We start from the raw sequence: 18,480 nt of genomic DNA, 5'->3' as shown, positions 1-18,480 counted from the left end.
TGACAAATATATAACTTAAACGCAAGGTTGTACAGTTACATTCCTTAATTTACAGGTTGGCATGAACATGATAATATTTTATTACAAGCTTGTTATAAAGTATACAAGTTAATTTGAAAAAGACGATGATGAACGGGAGGGGCGGGGAGATGGAGAAAGCGACGGTTTACATCATTTCGCATTCTCACTGGGATCGCGAGTGGTACATGCCCTTCGAAAAGTTCCGGATGCGGCTCGTCAAGCTGATCGACGATGTGCTGGACCTGCTGGAGGCGGAAAATAACGGCTTTACGTTTTTTCATCTGGACGGGCACGTACTGCTCGTCGACGATTATCTTGAGATCCGCCCCGAACAGGAGGAGCGCCTTCGCGCGCTTGTAAGGCAAGGCAAGCTGAACATCGGTCCCTGGTATGTGCTGCAGGACGCTTTTCTCACGAGCGGCGAAGCGCAGATCCGCAACATGCAGCTCGGTCTTGCGCGCGCCGCGGAGCTGGGCGGCGCGACCGAGATCGGCTACTTCCCCGATACGTTCGGCAACATCTCCCAATCCGCGCAGCTGCTGCAGGGCTTCGGAATCAGGCATGCCGTGTTCGGCCGCGGCATCAACGCCATCGCCGAGAACAACGCCGTCCGCAACGCGGACAGCTCGGGCTACCCGTCGGAGCTGTGGTGGGCGTCGCCCGACGGCTCGCGGGTGCTGTCCGTCTTTCTGGCCAATTGGTATCACAACGGCATGGAGCTGCCGACCGACGCGGCGCGGGCGGGCGAGCGGGGGAGACTGGCGCTGGACAACGTCGAGCGGTTCGCCTCCACGCCGCATCTGCTGCTTATGAACGGCTGCGATCACCAGCCTGTGCAGTCCGACGTCGGGCAAGCCATCGCGGCGCTGAACGATGGGTTGCCCGCTTACCGGTTCATCCACAGCCGGTTCCAAGACTACTTCGACAAGCTGGAATCGTGCGCGTCTCCGTCCGCGGCGGTATCGGGCGAGCTCATCGGCGAGCGGACCGACGGCTGGACCACGCTGGTCAACACGGCGTCCTCGCGCATGTATCTGAAGCAATGGAATACGCGCGTACAGAGCGAACTGGAACGGTGGGCCGAGCCTTTTTCCGCGATTGCGAGCCTGCTGGGGCGGGAATGCCCGGCCGCCTTTTTGAAGCATGCCTGGAAGCTGCTGCTTCAGAATCATCCGCACGACAGCATCTGCGGCTGCAGCGTCGACGCGGTTCACGAGGAGATGGTGACGCGCTTTATGAAGAGCGCGCAGATCGCGGAGTCGCTAAGCTTTGACGCGATGTCCTATATCGCGGGCAGGACCGATACGTCCGGATTCGCCGCGGCGGAGAACTGCGCGACGGAGGACGCGCATCCGTTCGTCGTATTTAACCCGCTCGGTTGGGCCAGGGACGAATGGGCGACGGTCGACATCGACGCCGATTCCGAGCTTGAGCCCGACCGGTACGCGCTGCTGGACCGTGACGGCGCCGCAGTCGCTTACGCTTGGGAAGACCTCGGCTGGATCAGCGGATTTACGCTGCCGGACGACCGGTTCCGGATACCCTGGCGGAAAAGAAGATACCGCCTGACTTTCCTGGCGAACGGAATACCGGGAACGGGGCACGCAGCTTTTGCTTGGGTGCGGCGGGCTGGCGGCAAGCTGGCGCCGATCGGAAGCGGCGCCGAAGCCGCGTGCTTCATGGGAGCGGATTCGGCGATTTTAGAAAACGCTTACTTGCGTATTTTAACGGACGCGGGCGGCATGCTTACTCTGGAGGACAAGGAAACGGGGCAAGTATATCGCGATCTGCTCAGGCTCGAGGACAGCGGCGATATCGGCAACGAATACCTGTACCGGGCCGCCGAGGGCGCAAGCCCGATCGTTACTGGTGCGGTGCCGGTGCTGCTTGAGGATCGTTCCGCCGCAGGCTGCGCGCGCCTTGTCATCCGGCACCGGCTCGAATTGCCGGCTGAACGCGAAGGGAGCGGGCGGTCGCCGCGCACGATCGGCCAAGAGATCGAAGTCGTCGTCAGCCTCAGATCCGGCGCCAAATACGCAGAAATCGACGTCAGTCTGGACAATGCGGCCAAGGACCACCGGCTGCGCGCGCTGTTCCCGAGCGACGCGAATGCCGGGAACGTCCGCGCCGACGCGCCGTTCGACGTCGTGGAAAGGTCAATCGCGCCATGGGAAGGCTGGCGCAATCCGTCGCGCAACGAGCGGATGCAGTCGTTCGTCGACGTGTCGGACGGCCAGCGGGGATTGGCGGTCGTCACGGCGGGATTGCCCGAGTACGAGGCGCTGCGCGACGGCCGCGCCACGATCGCATTGACGCTGCTACGCTGCGTGGGCGAGCTCGGCGACTGGAACTACTTTCCCGCGCCGGGCGCCCAGTGCCTTGGACATTATAGCTGCCGCTTCGCCATCGTGCCTCATGGCGGAGATTACCGCGAGGTCGTCCGTGCGGCACAAGCGTTCAATACGCCGCTTCGGGCCGTGACGACCGGCATTCACGGCGGCTCGCTTCCTCCGGCGATCTCTTGGGCGAGCGTCGATTCGCCCGGCGGCGCCGTCGTGACGACGGCGCTCAAGCGGACGGAGGATGCAGGAGGCGTCGTGCTCCGGATGGTCAATCTCGGCGAGTCGGAAGGGACCGTCATGGCGACGGGACGACTGTTCGAAGGCGACGTCGCCATCAGCGAGCGGATGCTGAACGAACGAGCCGTGACGCCCATGCAGGCCGAGAAGGGGAGGATTGCCTTCCCGCTTGCGTCGAAGAAGATGCTGACGCTGGGCTTTGAAGGGATCTCCGCGGAGGTAAATTAACCCTTTACAACGTGTTGTTCTAAAAGTATAATCTCAATATACAAGCGACATATAAGTTTATAACAAATATAACAAGTTGGGGTGTTAGCGTTGAATGACAACGGAGGTGGAAGAGATGGAGGAAATGGATGAGATGGAGGAAATGGAGGAGATGAAGCTTCGCGCGTCCTTCAAGCAAACGATTGAAAGCGCTTTATGGAAGCGGTTACGAATATAAACAGCGAGGTGGATCGTATGGACGCAGGCGCAGGCCGGCAGCGCGGCAAAACGAAGGGAATCGCCTTCGAGCTCAACAAAAACGCGTTCTTGTACTTAATGGCCGTGCCAGGCCTGGTCGTATTGTTTTTCTTTAATTACCTGCCGATGGCGGGCGTGCTGATCGCCTTCAAAAACTTCGATTTCGGCAAAGGCATCTTCGGCAGCGAATGGACGAAGCCGATCTTCAACAACTTCAACTTCCTCTTCACCTCGGATACGACCTTCCGGGCGACGCGCAATACGATTCTGCTGAACCTGCTGTTCATCGCGAGCAGTACGGTCGTCGCGGTGGGGCTGGCGCTCCTGCTTAACGAAGTGAGAAAAAAACGTTCAAGAAGCTCGTTCAATCGTTTACCCTGCTGCCCTTTTTCGTCTCCTGGATCGTCGTCAGCGTCTTCGCCTACAGCATCTTCGCGTTTGACCAGGGCATGCTCAATCAGCTTCTGCAGTGGTTCGGCCTTTCGAAGGTCAACTGGTATAACAAGCCGGAGGCGTGGCCGATCATCCTGACACTGATTACGATCTGGAAAAGCGCCGGCTACAACTCCATCCTGTACATCGCGACATTATCGGGCGTAGACACCAGCTATTACGAAGCCGCGGAGATCGACGGCGCCACGCGGATTCAGCAGATGCGTTACATCAGCCTGCCGATGCTGAAGCCGACCATGATCATTTTGACGCTGCTCGCGATCGGACGCATCATGAACGCGGACTTCGGGATGTTCTACGGCATCATCGGCGACAACCCGAACCTGTACGCGACGACCGACGTGCTGGACACCTTTATTTTCCGCAATCTGCGCGTACTCGGGGATGTCGGCATGGCCTCCGCGGCCAGCTTCTATCAATCGGTCATCGCCTTCATGCTCGTGCTTGCCTGCAATCGCTGGGCCAACAAATATCAGAGCGGCTCCGGCCTGTTCTAGGAGGGAAGCAGATGACAAGCAAATGGGGCGCCATTCGATTTTCCGATCTGGTCATATACGCGGTCGTACTCGCCTTCTCGCTTCTGTGCCTGCTGCCGTTTCTGATGGTCATTGGCGGCTCCTTCACGAATGAACTGGAGATTCAGGCGCACGGCTATCAGTTGATCCCGCGTCATTTCAGCCTAAGCGCTTACCACATTCTGTTCGTCCAGTGGAAGGTGCTGGTGAACGGCTACAAGATCTCGACCATCGTGACCGTCGTCGGGACGGCGGCGAGCGTCCTGATCTGCGCGATGCTGGCCTATCCCATGTCGCTCCGGCGAGTGAAGTACAGAAAGTTCCTGTCCGTCTATTCGATGCTCACGCTGCTGTTCAGCGGCGGCATGGTTCCGTGGTACATCGTCTGCGTCAATTACCTGCACCTCAAGGACAGCGTCGCCGCGCTTATCATTCCGTATCTGTGCAGCGCGTTTAACGTGTTTTTGATCCGCAATTATTTTCAGTCGCTGCCGGAGGAACTGTCCGAGTCGGCCAAGATCGACGGGGCGGGAGAAGCGACGATTTTCTTCAAGATCGTGATGCGGCTGTCGACGCCGGTCATCGCGACCGTATCGCTGTTCATCGCGCTGACGTACTGGAACGACTGGTACCTCGGCGTCATGCTCATCGACAGCAGCGATCTGCAGCCGCTGCAGCTGCTGCTGCGGTCCATCGTTTCCAACATCATGTTCCTGAAGTCGTCGGACGCGGCGGCGCGGATGCTGTCGGGCAGCCTGGTTCCCTCCGAAGGCATCAAGCTCGCGACCTGCGTTTTAACGATCGGTCCGATGGTATTCCTGTATCCGTTCGTGCAGCGTTATTTTGTCAAAGGCATCATGATCGGCGCAGTCAAAGGCTGACTACTCTGGGGGTCAAACCCTTATGTAGAATATAGATGAAGGAGATTACGACGATGAAAAAAAGAACCATTCGTCTGACCGGCGCGGTCCTGTCCGCGCTTATGCTGGGGGGCGCGCTATCGGCGTGCGGCAACAACAATAATGACAACGGCAACGCCGCATCCTCGTCCGCGCCGCCTCAACAATCCAGCGCCTCCGCCTCCGCCTCGGCTTCGGATTCCTCCGCATCCTCGCCTGCCGCGCAGCAGCTCGACCCGGTGACGCTCAAGATTTATTTCGCCGGAGACAAGAGACCCGCCACCGACGAAGTGTGGAAAGCCGTCGAAGATAAAGTGAAGGACACGCTGAACGCCAAATTCGAAATCAACTTCATCCCTTTTAACGACTACGCGACCAAGATCAAGCTGCTCGCCACGTCCGGCGACAACTACGACCTGAACTTCGACGCCGACTGGCTCGCCTATCCGCAGATGGTCAACAACTACCTGGACATCAAGGATCTGCTTCCAAAATTCGCGCCGAACTACTATGAGCAGCTGCAGTCGCGCAACTTGGTCGACTCCATCACGTCCGGCGGCAAAATCACCGCGATGCCTTGGACGCAAATCACGAACGACCACGCCTTCGTCTCGGTCGACTTCAAAAAGTCGGGCCTTGAAGGCAAAGTCGCCCAACCGGAGAACGGCTCCATCAAGACGGTCGAGGAGCTGGACGCCTTCCTGCAGGAAGCCAAAAAGGCTGCGCCCAACAGCCACATTCTCGAATGGGACGGCGGCCTGACCTACAGCAAGATCCTCTCGATGCTCGCCCCTAAATACAACTACGCGGATCCCGTCGACGGCTTGTACGGCCTCACTTACAAGCTGGACGATCCGGCGATGAAGCTCATTCCGGTCGAGCAGACCGACTGGTATAAGGAAGCGGTCACCTGGGCCAAGAAGTGGGCCGACCAAGGCATCATTCCGGCCGATCTCATGATCAATCGCGACGCGCATGCCGGCGAATCCAGCAATCTGAAGGTCGTCGGGTTCAACACGAACGAATACATCAACTTCAACGACTTCCTGGGCAAGCCGGAGAATTTCTACTCCGAGATGTATCCGGAAGGCAATTATCAGAGACGGTCGCCGCTGGCCAACATGATGGCGATTAACAAAAACGCCAAAAACCCGGAAAGAGCGCTCATGTTCATGGACCTGATGGCGACGGATCAGAGCCTCTACGACATGGTGCTGTTCGGCATCGAAGGCAAGACGTACGTCAAAAACGGCGATACGTTCGTTTATCCGGAGGGCATGACGGCCGAGACTTCGAACTACATGGATTGGCAGGGGCAATGGGGCTTCTGGCGCGACAACCTGGTGCGGCCGACGCAGTCGAGAACGGCCGACGGCTGGAAGGCGATCGCCGACTTCACCAATCAGCCGAACAGTCTCGTCTCCGGCCTCACGGGTTTCTTCCCGACGACGGACGCGATCAAGAACGAGATCGCCAAGCGCACCGCGCTGACGACCGAAGCAGGCAAGCCGCTCATGTACGGTATCGTCAAGGATGCGGACAAAGCGCTCGCCGACTACATCGAGAAGCAGAAGAAAGCGGGTACGGACAAGATCGTAGCTGAGATTCAGAAGCAAGCGGACGCTTTCCTGGCCGCGAAAAAATAAGAATTGCCGCATTCCCCTGTATGGGGCTGCCGGAGGCGGGCGCGTCTCTGGCAGCTGCTTGACCTGTGCCATTACCCTAATGTAAAGGTGGTCAATGAAGTGGGAAGAAGTCGAAGCGGGTTGAGGAAGTACGTATGGAGCGCGGCGCTTGCGCTTGGCTTGGGGGCGTTTTGGCTCGCGGCAGGTCCGTCGGGCAGCGCCTACGCGGCCGGGGACGTGACCTATCAGGCCGAGAACGGCGTCATCGGCGGCACGGCGGCCGTCACGGCGGACAGCAACGCGTCGGCAGGCTACAAGGTCGGCAATATGAACGACGTCGGCAATTATGTGCAGCTGAACAATGTAAGCGTCGGCAACGCAGGCACTTACACGATTACGATCCGCTACTCCAACGGTTATCCGGATACCCGCACCAAGAGCCTGTACGTGAACGGCGTCGACGTGGCGACCGTGAGCTTTCCGGCGACGGGCAACTGGAACGTCTATTCCACCGTGACGGCGAGCATCTCGCTGAACGAGGGCAGCAACACGATCAAGATCCAGCGCGACAGCGCGGACAGCCCGGCCAGCGACATCGACAGCATTCTCGTACCGGGCGCCACTTCCGCCTGGACGTTCGTGAACAATTCTGCCGCTTACTATTACCTGAGCTACTACAACCCGGGCAATACGATTACCCATGACTTCGGCGCGACGGGCTATGCCAACAACGACGTCTCGTTCTCCCAGACGACGAACGATGCGGTTGAATTTACGTTCCATGGCACGGCCGTTCGCTGGATCGGCGCAAAGAACAACAACCACGGCCTGGCGAACGTATATATCGACGGCGTCAGTCAGGGAACCGTGGATTCGTACGGACCGGTCTGGGAAAAGCAGCTGGTGTTGTACGAAAAGCGCAACCTCTCTGAAGGCGTGCACACGCTGAAGGTAGCCGTCAGCGGCACGAAGAACGCGGCTTCCACGGGGTACGCGATCGATTGGGACGCCTTCGAGTATATCCAGTCGGGCACCAAATACGAGGCCGAGAGCGGCACGGTCGGCGGCGGCGCCGCGACCTCGTCGGACACCTACGCGTCCGGCGGCTCCAAGGTCGGCACGCTGAACAGCGACGGCGCGTACGTCCAGTTCGGCAGCGTGAGCACCCCGTCCACTACGGGCGCCGGCTACTACGACTTGACGATCCGCTACTCCAACGGCTACCCGGACACGCGTACGAAAAGCTTGTACGTCAACGGGACGAAGGTCATGAGCGTCTCCTTCCCGGCTACGGGCAACTGGAATATTTACAAGGAAGTCAAAGTCGCGGTTCAGCTGAACGCCGGCTCGAACACGCTCAAGGTGCAGAAGGACAGCGCCGATACGGCCGGCACCGACATCGACAGGATCTACGTCGCGACGACGCCGCGCAAGGCGAAAATCGTCACCCCGACCTATGCGACGGAGGACGTCGTCATCTCCGACTTCGACGTCACCGACTACGGCGCGGACAAGACCGGCGCGGTCGACGCGACCGCAGCCGTGCAGAAGGCGCTCGACGATTGCTTCGTGATGGGCGGCGGCACGGTCTGGATGCCGTCCGGCACGTACAAGATCAGCTCCACGCTTAAAGTGTATTCGTTCTGTTCCATCCGCGGCGACTGGCGCGACCCGGACAGCGGCACGGGCAGTTACGGCACGGTCATCTCGGCCAACGTCACGACCGATATCGGACAGCTGATCAGTCTGCAAGGCACGAATGCGGGCGTCGTCGGGCTCACGTTCTACTATCCGAACCAGAACCATTCCAATCCGATCGTTCCGGTCAATCTGGGTTATGTCATCCGCGCCGACCAGGATACGGCATCGGTTCACAACGTGACGTTCCTGAACGCGTATAAAGGCATTTTCGTCAATAATTTCCACGGCTTCGATTCGTTCGACAGCATCAAGGGCACGGCATTAAATGTCGGCCTGGAGCTGCGGGAGACGGCGGCGGTCGATACCACCCAGAAGATTACGTTCAGCAACGCTTACTGGGCGAACGCAGGCAGCACGTACAACGCGCCGGCCAAGAGCGTGCTCGACGCCTACACGCGAGCGAACGGCACGGCATTCCTGTTCTCCGACAACGATGCCGTCCAGCACTACAAGCTCAAGGCTTCGGACTATAAATACGGGATTCGGGACGTGGACGGACCGCGCGACGGATCGTGGGGCTCGGGCTTTGCGCTGCTGGATATCCAGAATACGGACTATGCGCTGAAAATGGAGTCGGGCTTCCGCAAAAACGCCATTCTGCGCAGCACGCTCTCCGGCAGCATCAACTCGATCAACTACAGCCGGATCAATACGATCGCGGAGCTGCTTGCTTCGGACAACACGCTGACGGGCGCCACGACCGGCACGGGACTCACCGTCTCTACGTCGACCACTCCGCCGCCGACGTCCTATACCGAAGGCACGCCCAGCAAAACGACGAGCACGACGCTTTACGACGTGACCAAGGCGCCTTATTATGCGCCGTATGTCAAGGCAGTGCGCGGCAGTCTGCCGACCGTGGACGCCACGTCGGCCATCCAGGCCGCACTGAACGCGGCCGGCACGGCAGGCGGCGGCATCGTGTACCTGCCGCCGGGCTGGTACAAGGTCAGCACGCACCTGACGGTACCGGCGAACGTCGAGCTGCGCGGCGCCAGCTCCACCGCGATCGAAGCCCGGGCGACCGGCGAAGGCACTGCGCTGTTCGCCTACGAGGGCGAGAACACGACGACGCCGACGACGGACACCGCCTTCATTACGCTGAACGGCAACAAGTCCGGTCTTCGCGGACTGCGCGTGTTCTATCCGAACAACCCGATGAACACGGCGGCCAACATCAAGAAGTTCCCGTATACGGTGCGAATCAACAATGCGGACGACGTCTATGTCGTCAACGTCGAGTTCGAGAACGCCTCCAACGGTCTCGACATCGCGAACGGCAGCGACCGTCACTTCGTCAAGCGGCTGTTCGGCTTCAGCGCCGACAACTTCGTACGGGTCGGCACCAGTACGGAAGGCTGGATCGAGCAGATGCACGATCTGAATCCGACTTCAATGGACGGCGAAGCTGAGCGGTACGGCATCGCCGGGTTCTTCAACAACTGGGCGGGCACCGACAACTTCTCCGCCATCCGCGAGAGCTACATGTGGCAGCATACGCAATGGATCATTGTCAACGGCGCCTCCAACGAGCACATCCTGAACATCGGCGGCTGCGGCGTCAAGAACGGCCTCGTCGTCAACTCTGGCACTGTCGATATCTGGAATCTCGTAACCGACCAGCTGTCCAAGGACGACTACGCTGTCGTTGCCGCCAGCGGGTCGAGCGTCAAAGTCATGAACTCGGCTGCCGTGTTCGGCCAAAATACGACCGGCGCCGGCATCGTGGCGAGCTACAACCCGACGCGGCATCTGGACGGCCAGCCTTAAGCGCGCCTTACGGATTTGACTGAATCACGTCGCACCCGTCCGGCTTATCCGGCCGGGTGCGACGCCATTTCATTGCAGAGAGGAATCATGCCCGATGAACGACACCGTCCTGAACAAAGAAAAGCAAACGAACGCCCCCGCCAGTCCGTTTCTCCCCAAGCCGAAAAGCGCGGCGCTCCTCTGGGGCGGCAGCGCGGGTTGGTCCGGCTGGAGGTCGGCCGGCGGCTGGCGCCTGGCCGCGCGAGCGGACGGCGACGATGCCGAATCCGGCGCCGAGGTCTGGGAGAAAATCGCCGGCGCTCCGGATAGCCTGCGTTCGCCGACGTTCACGATCGCGGGCGATCAACTGCGGCTGCGGCTGGCCGGCTACGACGTCCCGAACCACGCGTCTGTGGAGGGCGGCTGCTTCCTGCGGCTGGCGGACGGCGGAGAGGTCGTTCAGGAGGCGGCGCCGCCGCTCAAGGAGGCGTTCGTCGTCCGGGAATGGTTCGTCCGCCATCTGAAGGGCAAGCAGGTATACCTGGAGGTCAAGGGCAGCAAGTCCTTCGCAGGCGAAGGCGCGAGCCTCGCGATCTCCCGCGTCGAGGAAGTCCGGCTTCATGGGGCGGAGACGCAGGACGTCTACTATTGCCTGGAAGCGCCGGTAGCGAATTCGGGCATCTGGGGCCTTGCGGATATCGACTACGAAGGAAACCGGACGGCCAGGCACCTGTCCTCTTGTCTCGCAGGCGACGACGGCACCGGCATCATCCAGTCGCCTTCTTTTACCATCGTGTCCCCGATGCTCCGCCTGAAGCTGCGCGGCTACTATCAGCTTTATCAGGTCAACAAGAACCGGGTCGAGCTGGTAGACGGCGCGACCGGAGACATCTTGCGGACCGTATACCCGCCGAATACGAATCCGCCGGCCTGGAGCGAGACGGACGTGGAGGACCTGATCGGCCGGGAAGCGTTTATCCGGGTCGTGGACTGCGACAACGGTCCGCATACGGCATGGATCGGCGTCGACGAGATCGATGCGGGCGAAGCGTTCCGCGTCGACTTCGGCGTCCAAGACGGAGACGTCCTGGCCGGGTGGCAGGTCGTCGCCGAGCCGCCGAGATATACGGAGCTGTACGGCGTGCCGTTCGTGGCGGGCGCGAATACGCTGCTCGCGAGCCGTACGCCGTATTCGCTGCCCGTCGGCATTGCGGCCAGGCACTTGCTGATCGCCGGCATGAAGGTGAGCGAGCGCAACAGCTACTCGCCGGAAGACAAGCAGGTGACGGTCGGCCAGGGTTTGGGCGCTCTGCGCGTTTGTTATGAGGACGGAGAGGTCGGCGTTTATCCGATCGTCATCGGCGAGAGCGCGTGGTGGGGGGAGAAGTTCGTCAAGTATCCCGAGCCGTTCGTCTCCTTCACCGAGGTTCGGCGCACGCTGCAGGAATCGCTGCGCATCTATCCGGCACAGCCCACGCCGACGCATCAGTATATCGCGTCGATCAATCCCGCGGCCAAGCCGATCGCGCGGATCGAGTACGTGCCGGAGCCCGGATCGGGTCTGACGCCCGTCGTGACCGGCATCACCGTCGTCCCGCTTCAGAATGGAGACCGGCCTGAGGGCGGTATGCCCGCTAGAAGCACCGGCTTGTCGGCGGCGCTGACGGACAGCATTAGCAGCCGCTCCCTGCGCCTGGCGGGCGAAGACGAGGAGGCGGCGCTCGCGCGTATTCGCCAGCTGCAGGACTATATGTACGTGACCGAGGACAACTTCCCGCAGACGTTCCCGCTGGACATTCCGATCGGCTACAAGGGACCGGAGGTTCGTTTCACGGGGGGGCGGGAAGCCGACTTTTTCACCAACGCGTTCTATCATAACGTGCTGGACATGACGGCCAAGGTTGACGGCAAAGGCGTGTACCACACCTCCTCGGGCGGCGCGCTGTCCTACGGCTACGACGGCATCGGCGGCACCTTCTCGATGGACTTCAAGCTGTATCCGGAGCAAGAGCATCCCGGCATGTACTACGACGAAGCCTGGTCGCGGGACATCGGCCGCACGCTGATGGAGATGATCGCCTTCGGCTTCGTGGACCAGGCGGTCGCCTGCGCGGACTGGTGCCTCGAGATGGCCCGCGTATGGGAGGAGGACGAGTCGCTCACGGTGAACGGCTATCGTCTGCCGCGGCACATTCACCGCATTCTGCAGTTCCCGCGCACCGAGATCGGCACCGGCTGCTTCGAGAACGACGGGCACGGTCTAACGTCGCTTTTCATCTGTCGGCTGTGGAAGCATCTGCCCGAGCGGGAGGCGTGGCTGCGTCCGAGATGGGAGGACGTCAAGGGGCTCGGCGACTGGATCATCTGGCAGTTCGAGCATCCCGAAGTATCCAAGGCGACGGAGGTGCTCTGGTCGGACAGCGAAGGCTCGGGCTACCCGATCTCGGTCGGGCACTCCATCTTCTGCGATCTGCCGTGCATCGAGGCGCTGCATGGCTTGGCAGAGATGGCCGCATCGATCGGCGAATCCGAATCCGCCCGCGTCTGGGAAGAGACGGCGGTACGGCTGAAGCTCGCCAGCGAACGGTTCTACATCGTCGATGACGAGGAAAAGGGACAGGTCTGGACCGACCGATACCGCGGCTTCGGCCGGGGCAGCCTGCTCGGACCGCTGTTGCTGCCGACGGATACGAAGGGGTTGTTCCCGGAAAATACGTATCCGGAATGGTATGCGCTCAACGAGAAGGAATACGCCGTCAACAAGGAGCAGTTCGTCCCGTGGGCGATGGGCTACAACGCGGCCTTCACGACGCAGGCTTCCCTGCTGCTCGATCGCACGGCGGACGCGTCGGAATTCATGAAGCTTAATGCCAAGCTCATCTACGGTCCGGTCTACCGTCAATACATCGTGCCCGAGATCGGCGGCGCCGTGAACAGGGCCAAGAAGATCTATTCGCGCTTCGGCGACCTGGGCAACGCGGTGCAGCAGGCGGAGATTTTGAAGGCGCTCAAGATCATCATCGGCGTGGACGACAGCCAGCAGGCCGAGCTCGGCCTCATCTCGAGATTGCCGCAGGGCTGGGACGGCGTGTGGATCCGCGACTATCCGTTCCTGATCGAGGACGGCGCCCGCCGCCTGACGGCGAAGCTGGAATACGACTTGCGGCTGGCGGCGGACGGCGCGCAGATCCGCGTGCAATCGAGCGATGAGCTGCCTGCGGTAAAGCTGCGCGTCGGACCTTTCGATCCGCGGCATCTGGACGCCGCTCCGACGGTGCGCGCGGACGGCGAGCGGCTGGAAGGAGCGGTCGAGCGCAGCGGCGATGCCGCATGGGTCCGGTTTAACGTGCCGGCCGGCAAGCTCGGCTTCTCGGCGAGCGTTCAATTTTAGACTGGAGCCATTGACCGGGATCAATCGATCGGATTGCTGCCGGGAAGCGCCGAAGCAGGGGGAACTAGCGCATGAAGCACAATTTGAACGATCTAGCGTGGGAGCTCAAAGGCTTCTACCCTTACGTGCCGCTGCTGGCGAGCAGCGTGGAGACGGGGGAAGCCATGAAAGGCGTGACGGCGTGGATGCCCGCGGCCGTCCCGGGCGGCGTGCAGTACGATCTGTACAGGGCGGGCTACATTCAGCATCCGCACCGGGATTTGAACAGTCTGTCCTGCGAATGGGTGGAGCACAGGTGGTGGATGTACCGGACTTCCTTTCCGCGTCCGGCGCATCTGGGCCGCAAGGTCGAGCTCGTCTGCAAGGGGCTGGATTACAAAGCCCATGTCTACTTGAACAATGTGCCGCTCGGCGAGCATGAAGGGATGTTCGTTCCGGCCGTCTTCGATATTACGGACATTGCGCGGATGCACGAGACGCTGGAGCTTCGCATCCTGTTCGAGCACGCGCCCCAGGAGCAGTCGCAGATCGGGCGGACGTCGCTGACGCATACCCAGAAGAGCCGCTTCGGCTACAAATGGGATTTTTCCGCGCGGCTCGTGTCGCTCGGCATCTGGGACGACGTGTACCTGCGCGTCCACGAGGAGCTGTCGCTCGGCGAAGCGCACATTCGCACGGACGTCGCTGAAGACGGGGCGGGCGTCGTTGGCTTGAAGGTGACGGTCGAGGGGGCGGTGCCGGAGGAATATGCGCAGACGGGGGACGCTCTGGCGGAGGATTATGCCGCGGAGGCGGTGCTGACCGATCCGGAAGGACGCGAGCTCGCGATGCAGCGGATCGCCGTCGGCCCGGACCGGGCGCAGGCAGACTTTTCTTTTCGCGTGGAAAGGCCCCTGCTCTGGTATCCGAACGGGCACGGGGCGCAGCCGCTCTACGGGCTCGAAGTGCGCTTGCTGAAGGGAGACGCGGCGCTGGACGCGCGCGCGTTCAAGCCAGGCATCCGCAAGCTCGGTTACATGCTTAACGAGGAGAGCCCTGCGTCCGCGCTGCCGTACACGTTCTCGATCAACGGCGAGAAGGTGTACGTCAAAGGGGTGAACTTGACGCCGCTCGATATGCTGTACGGCACCGCGACGCCGGAGCGGTACGAGTGGACGGTGCTCATGATGAAGCAAGCTGGCGTTAATATGGTCCGCGTGTGGGGCGGGGGCGTCATCGAGAAAAGCGTGTTCTACGAGCTGTGCGACCGTCATGGCATTCTCGTCTGGCAGGAGTTCGTCCAGTCCGGCTCGGGGATGGATTCGGCGCCGCCCGAGGACCCGCAGTATCTGGCGCTGCTGGCCGCGACCGCCGAAGCCGCTCTCAAGGACAGGCGCAACTACGTGTCGCTGGCGGTCTGGAGCGGCGGCAACGAGCTCAAGGAAGCGCCGAACCGGCCCTGCGGCTGCGACAACGGCAATCTTGCGCTGCTCAAGTCGCTCGTGCAGGCGCACGATTCGGATCGGATGTTCCTCCCGACGTCGGCCTCCGGTCCGCAGGAGATGCTGTCGCTGGACGCGGGGCGGAACCACGACGTTCACGGCGGCTGGAAGTACAGGGGACATCCCGAGCATTACGAATTTTACGGGCAGGCGGACAGCCTTTTCCACAGCGAATTCGGGGTCGACGGCCTGTGCGCGGTGAAAAGCATGCGCAAGTTTCTGAGCCCGGGTCATATTCGGGTGTCCGATATGGACGAGAGTCTTGTCTGGCGCCACCATGGCGATTGGTGGGATACGCGCGAGCGGGACGCCTGGTTTTTCGGCGAGCCGGCGGGCCTTGAAGCGTTCGTCCGCTGCAGCCAGTGGATCCAGGCCGAGGGCCTCCGGTTCATCGTCGAGGCCAACCGGCGCCGGCAGTTCCGCAACAGCGGCAGCATCGTCTGGCAGTTTAACGAGCCTTGGCCCAACGTAGGCTGCACGTCGCTGACGGACTACTACGGCGAAGCCAAAATGGCGTACTACTGGATCGGTCAGGCGTTTGCCCCGGCGCACGTCTCGCTCGATTATCGCCGGCTTGTTTATCCCGTGGGGGATACGTTTCAGGCAGATTTGTTCGCGGAAAGCGGAGGCGGCGGATCGCCGGACGGCGACGAATTGCAGGTCGAGGCGCTGACGACGGCGGGCCGGCGGATGTGGCATGGAACGTTCCGGACGGCGTCTGGCGCTGCCATGCAGAAGGTAGGCGCGCTCGCGTTCGAGATCGCGTCCGATTTCACGGCGCTGTTTGTCGTACGTCTACGTTTGCGCCGAGAAGGCCGAACGCTGCATGAGAACGCCTACTATTTCTCCACGCAGGCCGAGACATGCTACCGGCCGGCGCTTGGCCTTCGCTCGCGCGGCTTCCGCTTCGAGGCGGAAGGCGAGTGGGAGGAAGCGGGCGAAGAATGGAAGGCCGAGTATCTGGAACCGATCAGGCGGACGTTCCTGCTCGCCAACGATGGCGTTGAAGCGATCCTTCACGTCTGCGCGGAGGAGCTGACGGACCGGTACTGGACGATGGCGGACGCAGGCTTCGTTACCCTTTTCCCCGGCGAGGAACAACGCGTCACGGTTTACTGCGCGAGCAGGCGCCTCGGCGGACTGGGCGCGGAGGCCGACGGAGGCGAAGAAGAGGGGCGATCGCTGCCGGAGATTCGGTTCACTCATTTGAATGCGCAAGATTCGCAGGAAGAAAGGGAGTTTTTTTAGATGGCCGACCTGGCTAAAATCCGGGAGACGTACGAGCGGGGCAAAGGCATCTTCAGGCTCGCTCCCGTGTTCGTGCCGCGCCGTTTCGCACAGGCAGGCAAGCGGCTGCGGCTTCATCCCGACGACTATTACGCATACGGGGCCGCGCGGGGCTCCATTAAGGAACGATGGTTTTCCTCGGTCATTCCCGCGATGAACGGGCCGCTGGCGAGGCCGGACGAGGGCATGAGCTACGTGGCGGTCAATGACGACGCGAGCGACAAGTTTCTGTTCCGCGACGCGGTCGAAGCGCTCGGCCCCCTCGTCATCGGAGAGGCGCTGCACGCCAAGTACGGCACGTGGCCGATGTATTCCAAGTTTTTCGACTATGAGACGCCGCTGTTCCACCATTTGCACCTGGACGAAGCTTCCGCCCAGCTGGTAGGCCGGATGGGCAAGCCCGAAGCGTACTATTTTCCGCCGCAGCTTAACAATCATCCGGGCGTCTTCCCCGCCACGTACTTCGGGTACGATCCCGACGTGACGATCGATCAGGTGCGCGAGCGCCTGCTGCAGTTCGAAGCGGGCGACAACCGGATCACCGAGCTGTCCCGGGCCTATCGGCTCGAGCTTGGCACCGGCTGGTATACGCCGCCGGGCGTCGTGCATGCGCCGGGCTCGTATCTGACGTACGAGCCGCAGTGGAACAGCGACGTCAATTCCGTCCACGAGAACGTCGTGTGGGGCGAGGTGTATCCGTACGAATTTCTGACGGAAAACTGCCCCGAGCCGGAGAAGCGCAACATCGACTACATTCTCGGACTGATGGACTGGGAGAAAAACGTGGACCCGCATTACAAGAAAAACTACTTCCGCCCGCCGATCGCGTGCGCGCATTCGGACGAACGCCATACGGAGAAGTGGATTACGTACGGCAACGAATACTTTGGCGCCAAGGAATTGACCGTGCAGCCGGGTCAGATGGTCGTCGTCCAGGATCCCGCTGCGTATGGTACGATACTGCTACAAGGCCACGGCACCTTCGGCGTTCATGACGCCGAGGCGGCCGTCATGCTGCGGTTCGGACAGATGAGCGGAGACGAGTTTTTCGTCGGCGAGGCGGCGGCCCGCGAGGGCGTCGCGATCGTCAATCGGAGCAAGTGGGAGCCTATGGTGTTCCTGAAGCACTTTGGACCGAACCATCCGGAGATGCCCTGATCCGGGCGCCGCGACATAAAGGAGAGCAGAAAACGATGTCCAGACAAGTCTATGAAGTGAAGAACGAGAAGATCCGCGAGGCGTTCGAGGCGCTGAAAAAAAATGATCCGAAGCGGCTCGAGCGGCGGTTGAACCTGTCCTGGAGCAACTGGGGCTTCGGCATGGAGACGCTCGCGGACACGGCCGAACGGCTGCAGCGGGCAGGCATCGGCTACATCGAGCTGCACGGCAACCATTACGGACCGGACCTCGGTTACCGCAAGGAGGAAACGCTGCGCATTTTGGGCGCGCACGGCATCAAGGTCGCGGGCATTTGCGGCATTTTTTCCGCTGACAACGACCTGTCCAGCAACCGCGCCTTCCAGCGCCAGGCCGCCATCGACTACCTGAAGCGGGAGATCGAGTTTGTCGCATCGGTCGGCGGCTCCTACGTCCTCGTCGTGCCGGGCGCGGTCGGCAGACCGGCGCCTTACGATGCGATGGAGCTCGCGCGCAGCGCCGAGACGCTCCGGCTCGTCGCCGACCTGTTCGTCTCGCACGGCATCAAGGCGGCCATCGAGCCGATCCGTTCCGCCGAGACGAGCTACGTTCATACGATCGCGGACGCCGAAGCTTATATTAAGGATGTGAATCATCCCGGCGTGCAGCATATCAATGCGGACGTGTATCATATGCAATCCGAAGAGTCGCATATCGGCGAGGCGCTGCTGGCGGCCGGCGACCGGCTGCTTAATTTGCACATGGCCGACAGCAACCGCGGCGCGCTCGGCGACGGCTCGCTGGACGTGGACACCGTCATCATGGCGCTGTACCTGCTCGGCTTCAACCGCGACGGCCGCTACGTCACCCCGGAGCCGCTCGGGCCGGGCGGCGATCCGTATCCGGCCATGTACGGCAAGCCGGACAAGGCGCTGCTGGACCGCATGGTCCTGCAGACGGCCGCCTATTTCCGCGAGCGGGAGGACGTGCTGCTGGGACGGTAGGGAGGCGTAGCTGAGGGAAGCTTGACCCGATCCGAACCGCCACTCGGGGGAGCCAGTTACAAGGAAAAACCGTGTAACTCGGCCGGATCAGTGGCTCGGGAACGGCGTTGCACGGAAAAACCGTGTAACTCGGCCTGAGCAGTTGCGAGGGAGCGGCGTTGCACGGAAAAACC

Annotated in this window: 10 protein-coding genes; 9 read left to right on the top strand and 1 reads right to left on the bottom strand. The window is 61.4% G+C overall.

Going from position 1 to position 18,480, the window contains the following annotated elements; translation table 11 throughout:
• Positions 1-149: 149 nt before the first annotated feature.
• Complete coding sequence (locus ACFOTD_RS22265; RefSeq protein WP_378122135.1) at positions 150-2,828, top strand: alpha-mannosidase; 2,679 nt, start codon at positions 150-152, stop codon at positions 2,826-2,828.
• 353 nt (positions 2,829-3,181) lie between these two features.
• Here ACFOTD_RS22265 and ACFOTD_RS22260 read toward each other — a convergent pair whose 3' ends face one another.
• Positions 3,182-3,433: a hypothetical protein gene (locus tag ACFOTD_RS22260; RefSeq protein WP_378122134.1), complete on the bottom strand. Its 252-nt coding sequence runs from the start codon at positions 3,431-3,433 to the stop codon at positions 3,182-3,184.
• Positions 3,434-3,442: 9 nt separating this feature from the next.
• On the opposite strand from ACFOTD_RS22260, the gene ACFOTD_RS22255 reads away from it, so the two are divergent.
• The 8 genes from ACFOTD_RS22255 to ACFOTD_RS22220 all read left to right on the top strand — a co-directional run bounded on the left by ACFOTD_RS22255 (position 3,443) and on the right by ACFOTD_RS22220 (position 18,307).
• Positions 3,443-4,015, top strand: a complete 573-nt coding sequence (locus tag ACFOTD_RS22255; RefSeq protein ID WP_378122175.1) for an ABC transporter permease subunit — start codon at positions 3,443-3,445, stop codon at positions 4,013-4,015.
• A gap of 11 nt (positions 4,016-4,026) precedes the next feature.
• Positions 4,027-4,914: a carbohydrate ABC transporter permease gene (locus tag ACFOTD_RS22250; protein ID WP_378122133.1), complete on the top strand. Its 888-nt coding sequence runs from the start codon at positions 4,027-4,029 to the stop codon at positions 4,912-4,914.
• Between the two features lie 53 nt (positions 4,915-4,967).
• On the top strand, positions 4,968-6,578 hold the full coding sequence (locus ACFOTD_RS22245; RefSeq protein WP_378122132.1) for an ABC transporter substrate-binding protein: 1,611 nt from the start codon (positions 4,968-4,970) through the stop codon (positions 6,576-6,578).
• 99 nt (positions 6,579-6,677) lie between these two features.
• Complete coding sequence (locus ACFOTD_RS22240) at positions 6,678-10,028, top strand: CBM35 domain-containing protein (RefSeq protein WP_378122131.1); 3,351 nt, start codon at positions 6,678-6,680, stop codon at positions 10,026-10,028.
• Between the two features lie 94 nt (positions 10,029-10,122).
• Positions 10,123-13,398 (top strand): hypothetical protein, encoded by a 3,276-nt coding sequence (locus ACFOTD_RS22235; protein ID WP_378122130.1) that lies wholly within the window; start codon positions 10,123-10,125, stop codon positions 13,396-13,398.
• Positions 13,399-13,469: 71 nt separating this feature from the next.
• Entirely contained in the window at positions 13,470-16,127 is a 2,658-nt protein-coding gene (locus ACFOTD_RS22230; RefSeq protein ID WP_378122129.1) for a glycoside hydrolase family 2 protein, read from the top strand.
• A complete protein-coding gene (locus ACFOTD_RS22225; protein WP_378122128.1) occupies positions 16,128-17,324 on the top strand; it encodes a hypothetical protein in 1,197 nt (398 codons plus the stop codon).
• Positions 17,325-17,359: 35 nt separating this feature from the next.
• Complete coding sequence (locus ACFOTD_RS22220; protein WP_378122127.1) at positions 17,360-18,307, top strand: sugar phosphate isomerase/epimerase family protein; 948 nt, start codon at positions 17,360-17,362, stop codon at positions 18,305-18,307.
• Positions 18,308-18,480: the final 173 nt, after the last annotated feature.

Origin of the sequence: Cohnella sp. GCM10012308, assembly GCF_042649185.1 — a bacterium.
GTDB lineage: Bacteria > Bacillota > Bacilli > Paenibacillales > Paenibacillaceae > Cohnella.
The sequence above is the reverse complement of the archived record's forward strand: the minus strand, read 5'-3'. Positions and strand labels throughout refer to the sequence as shown.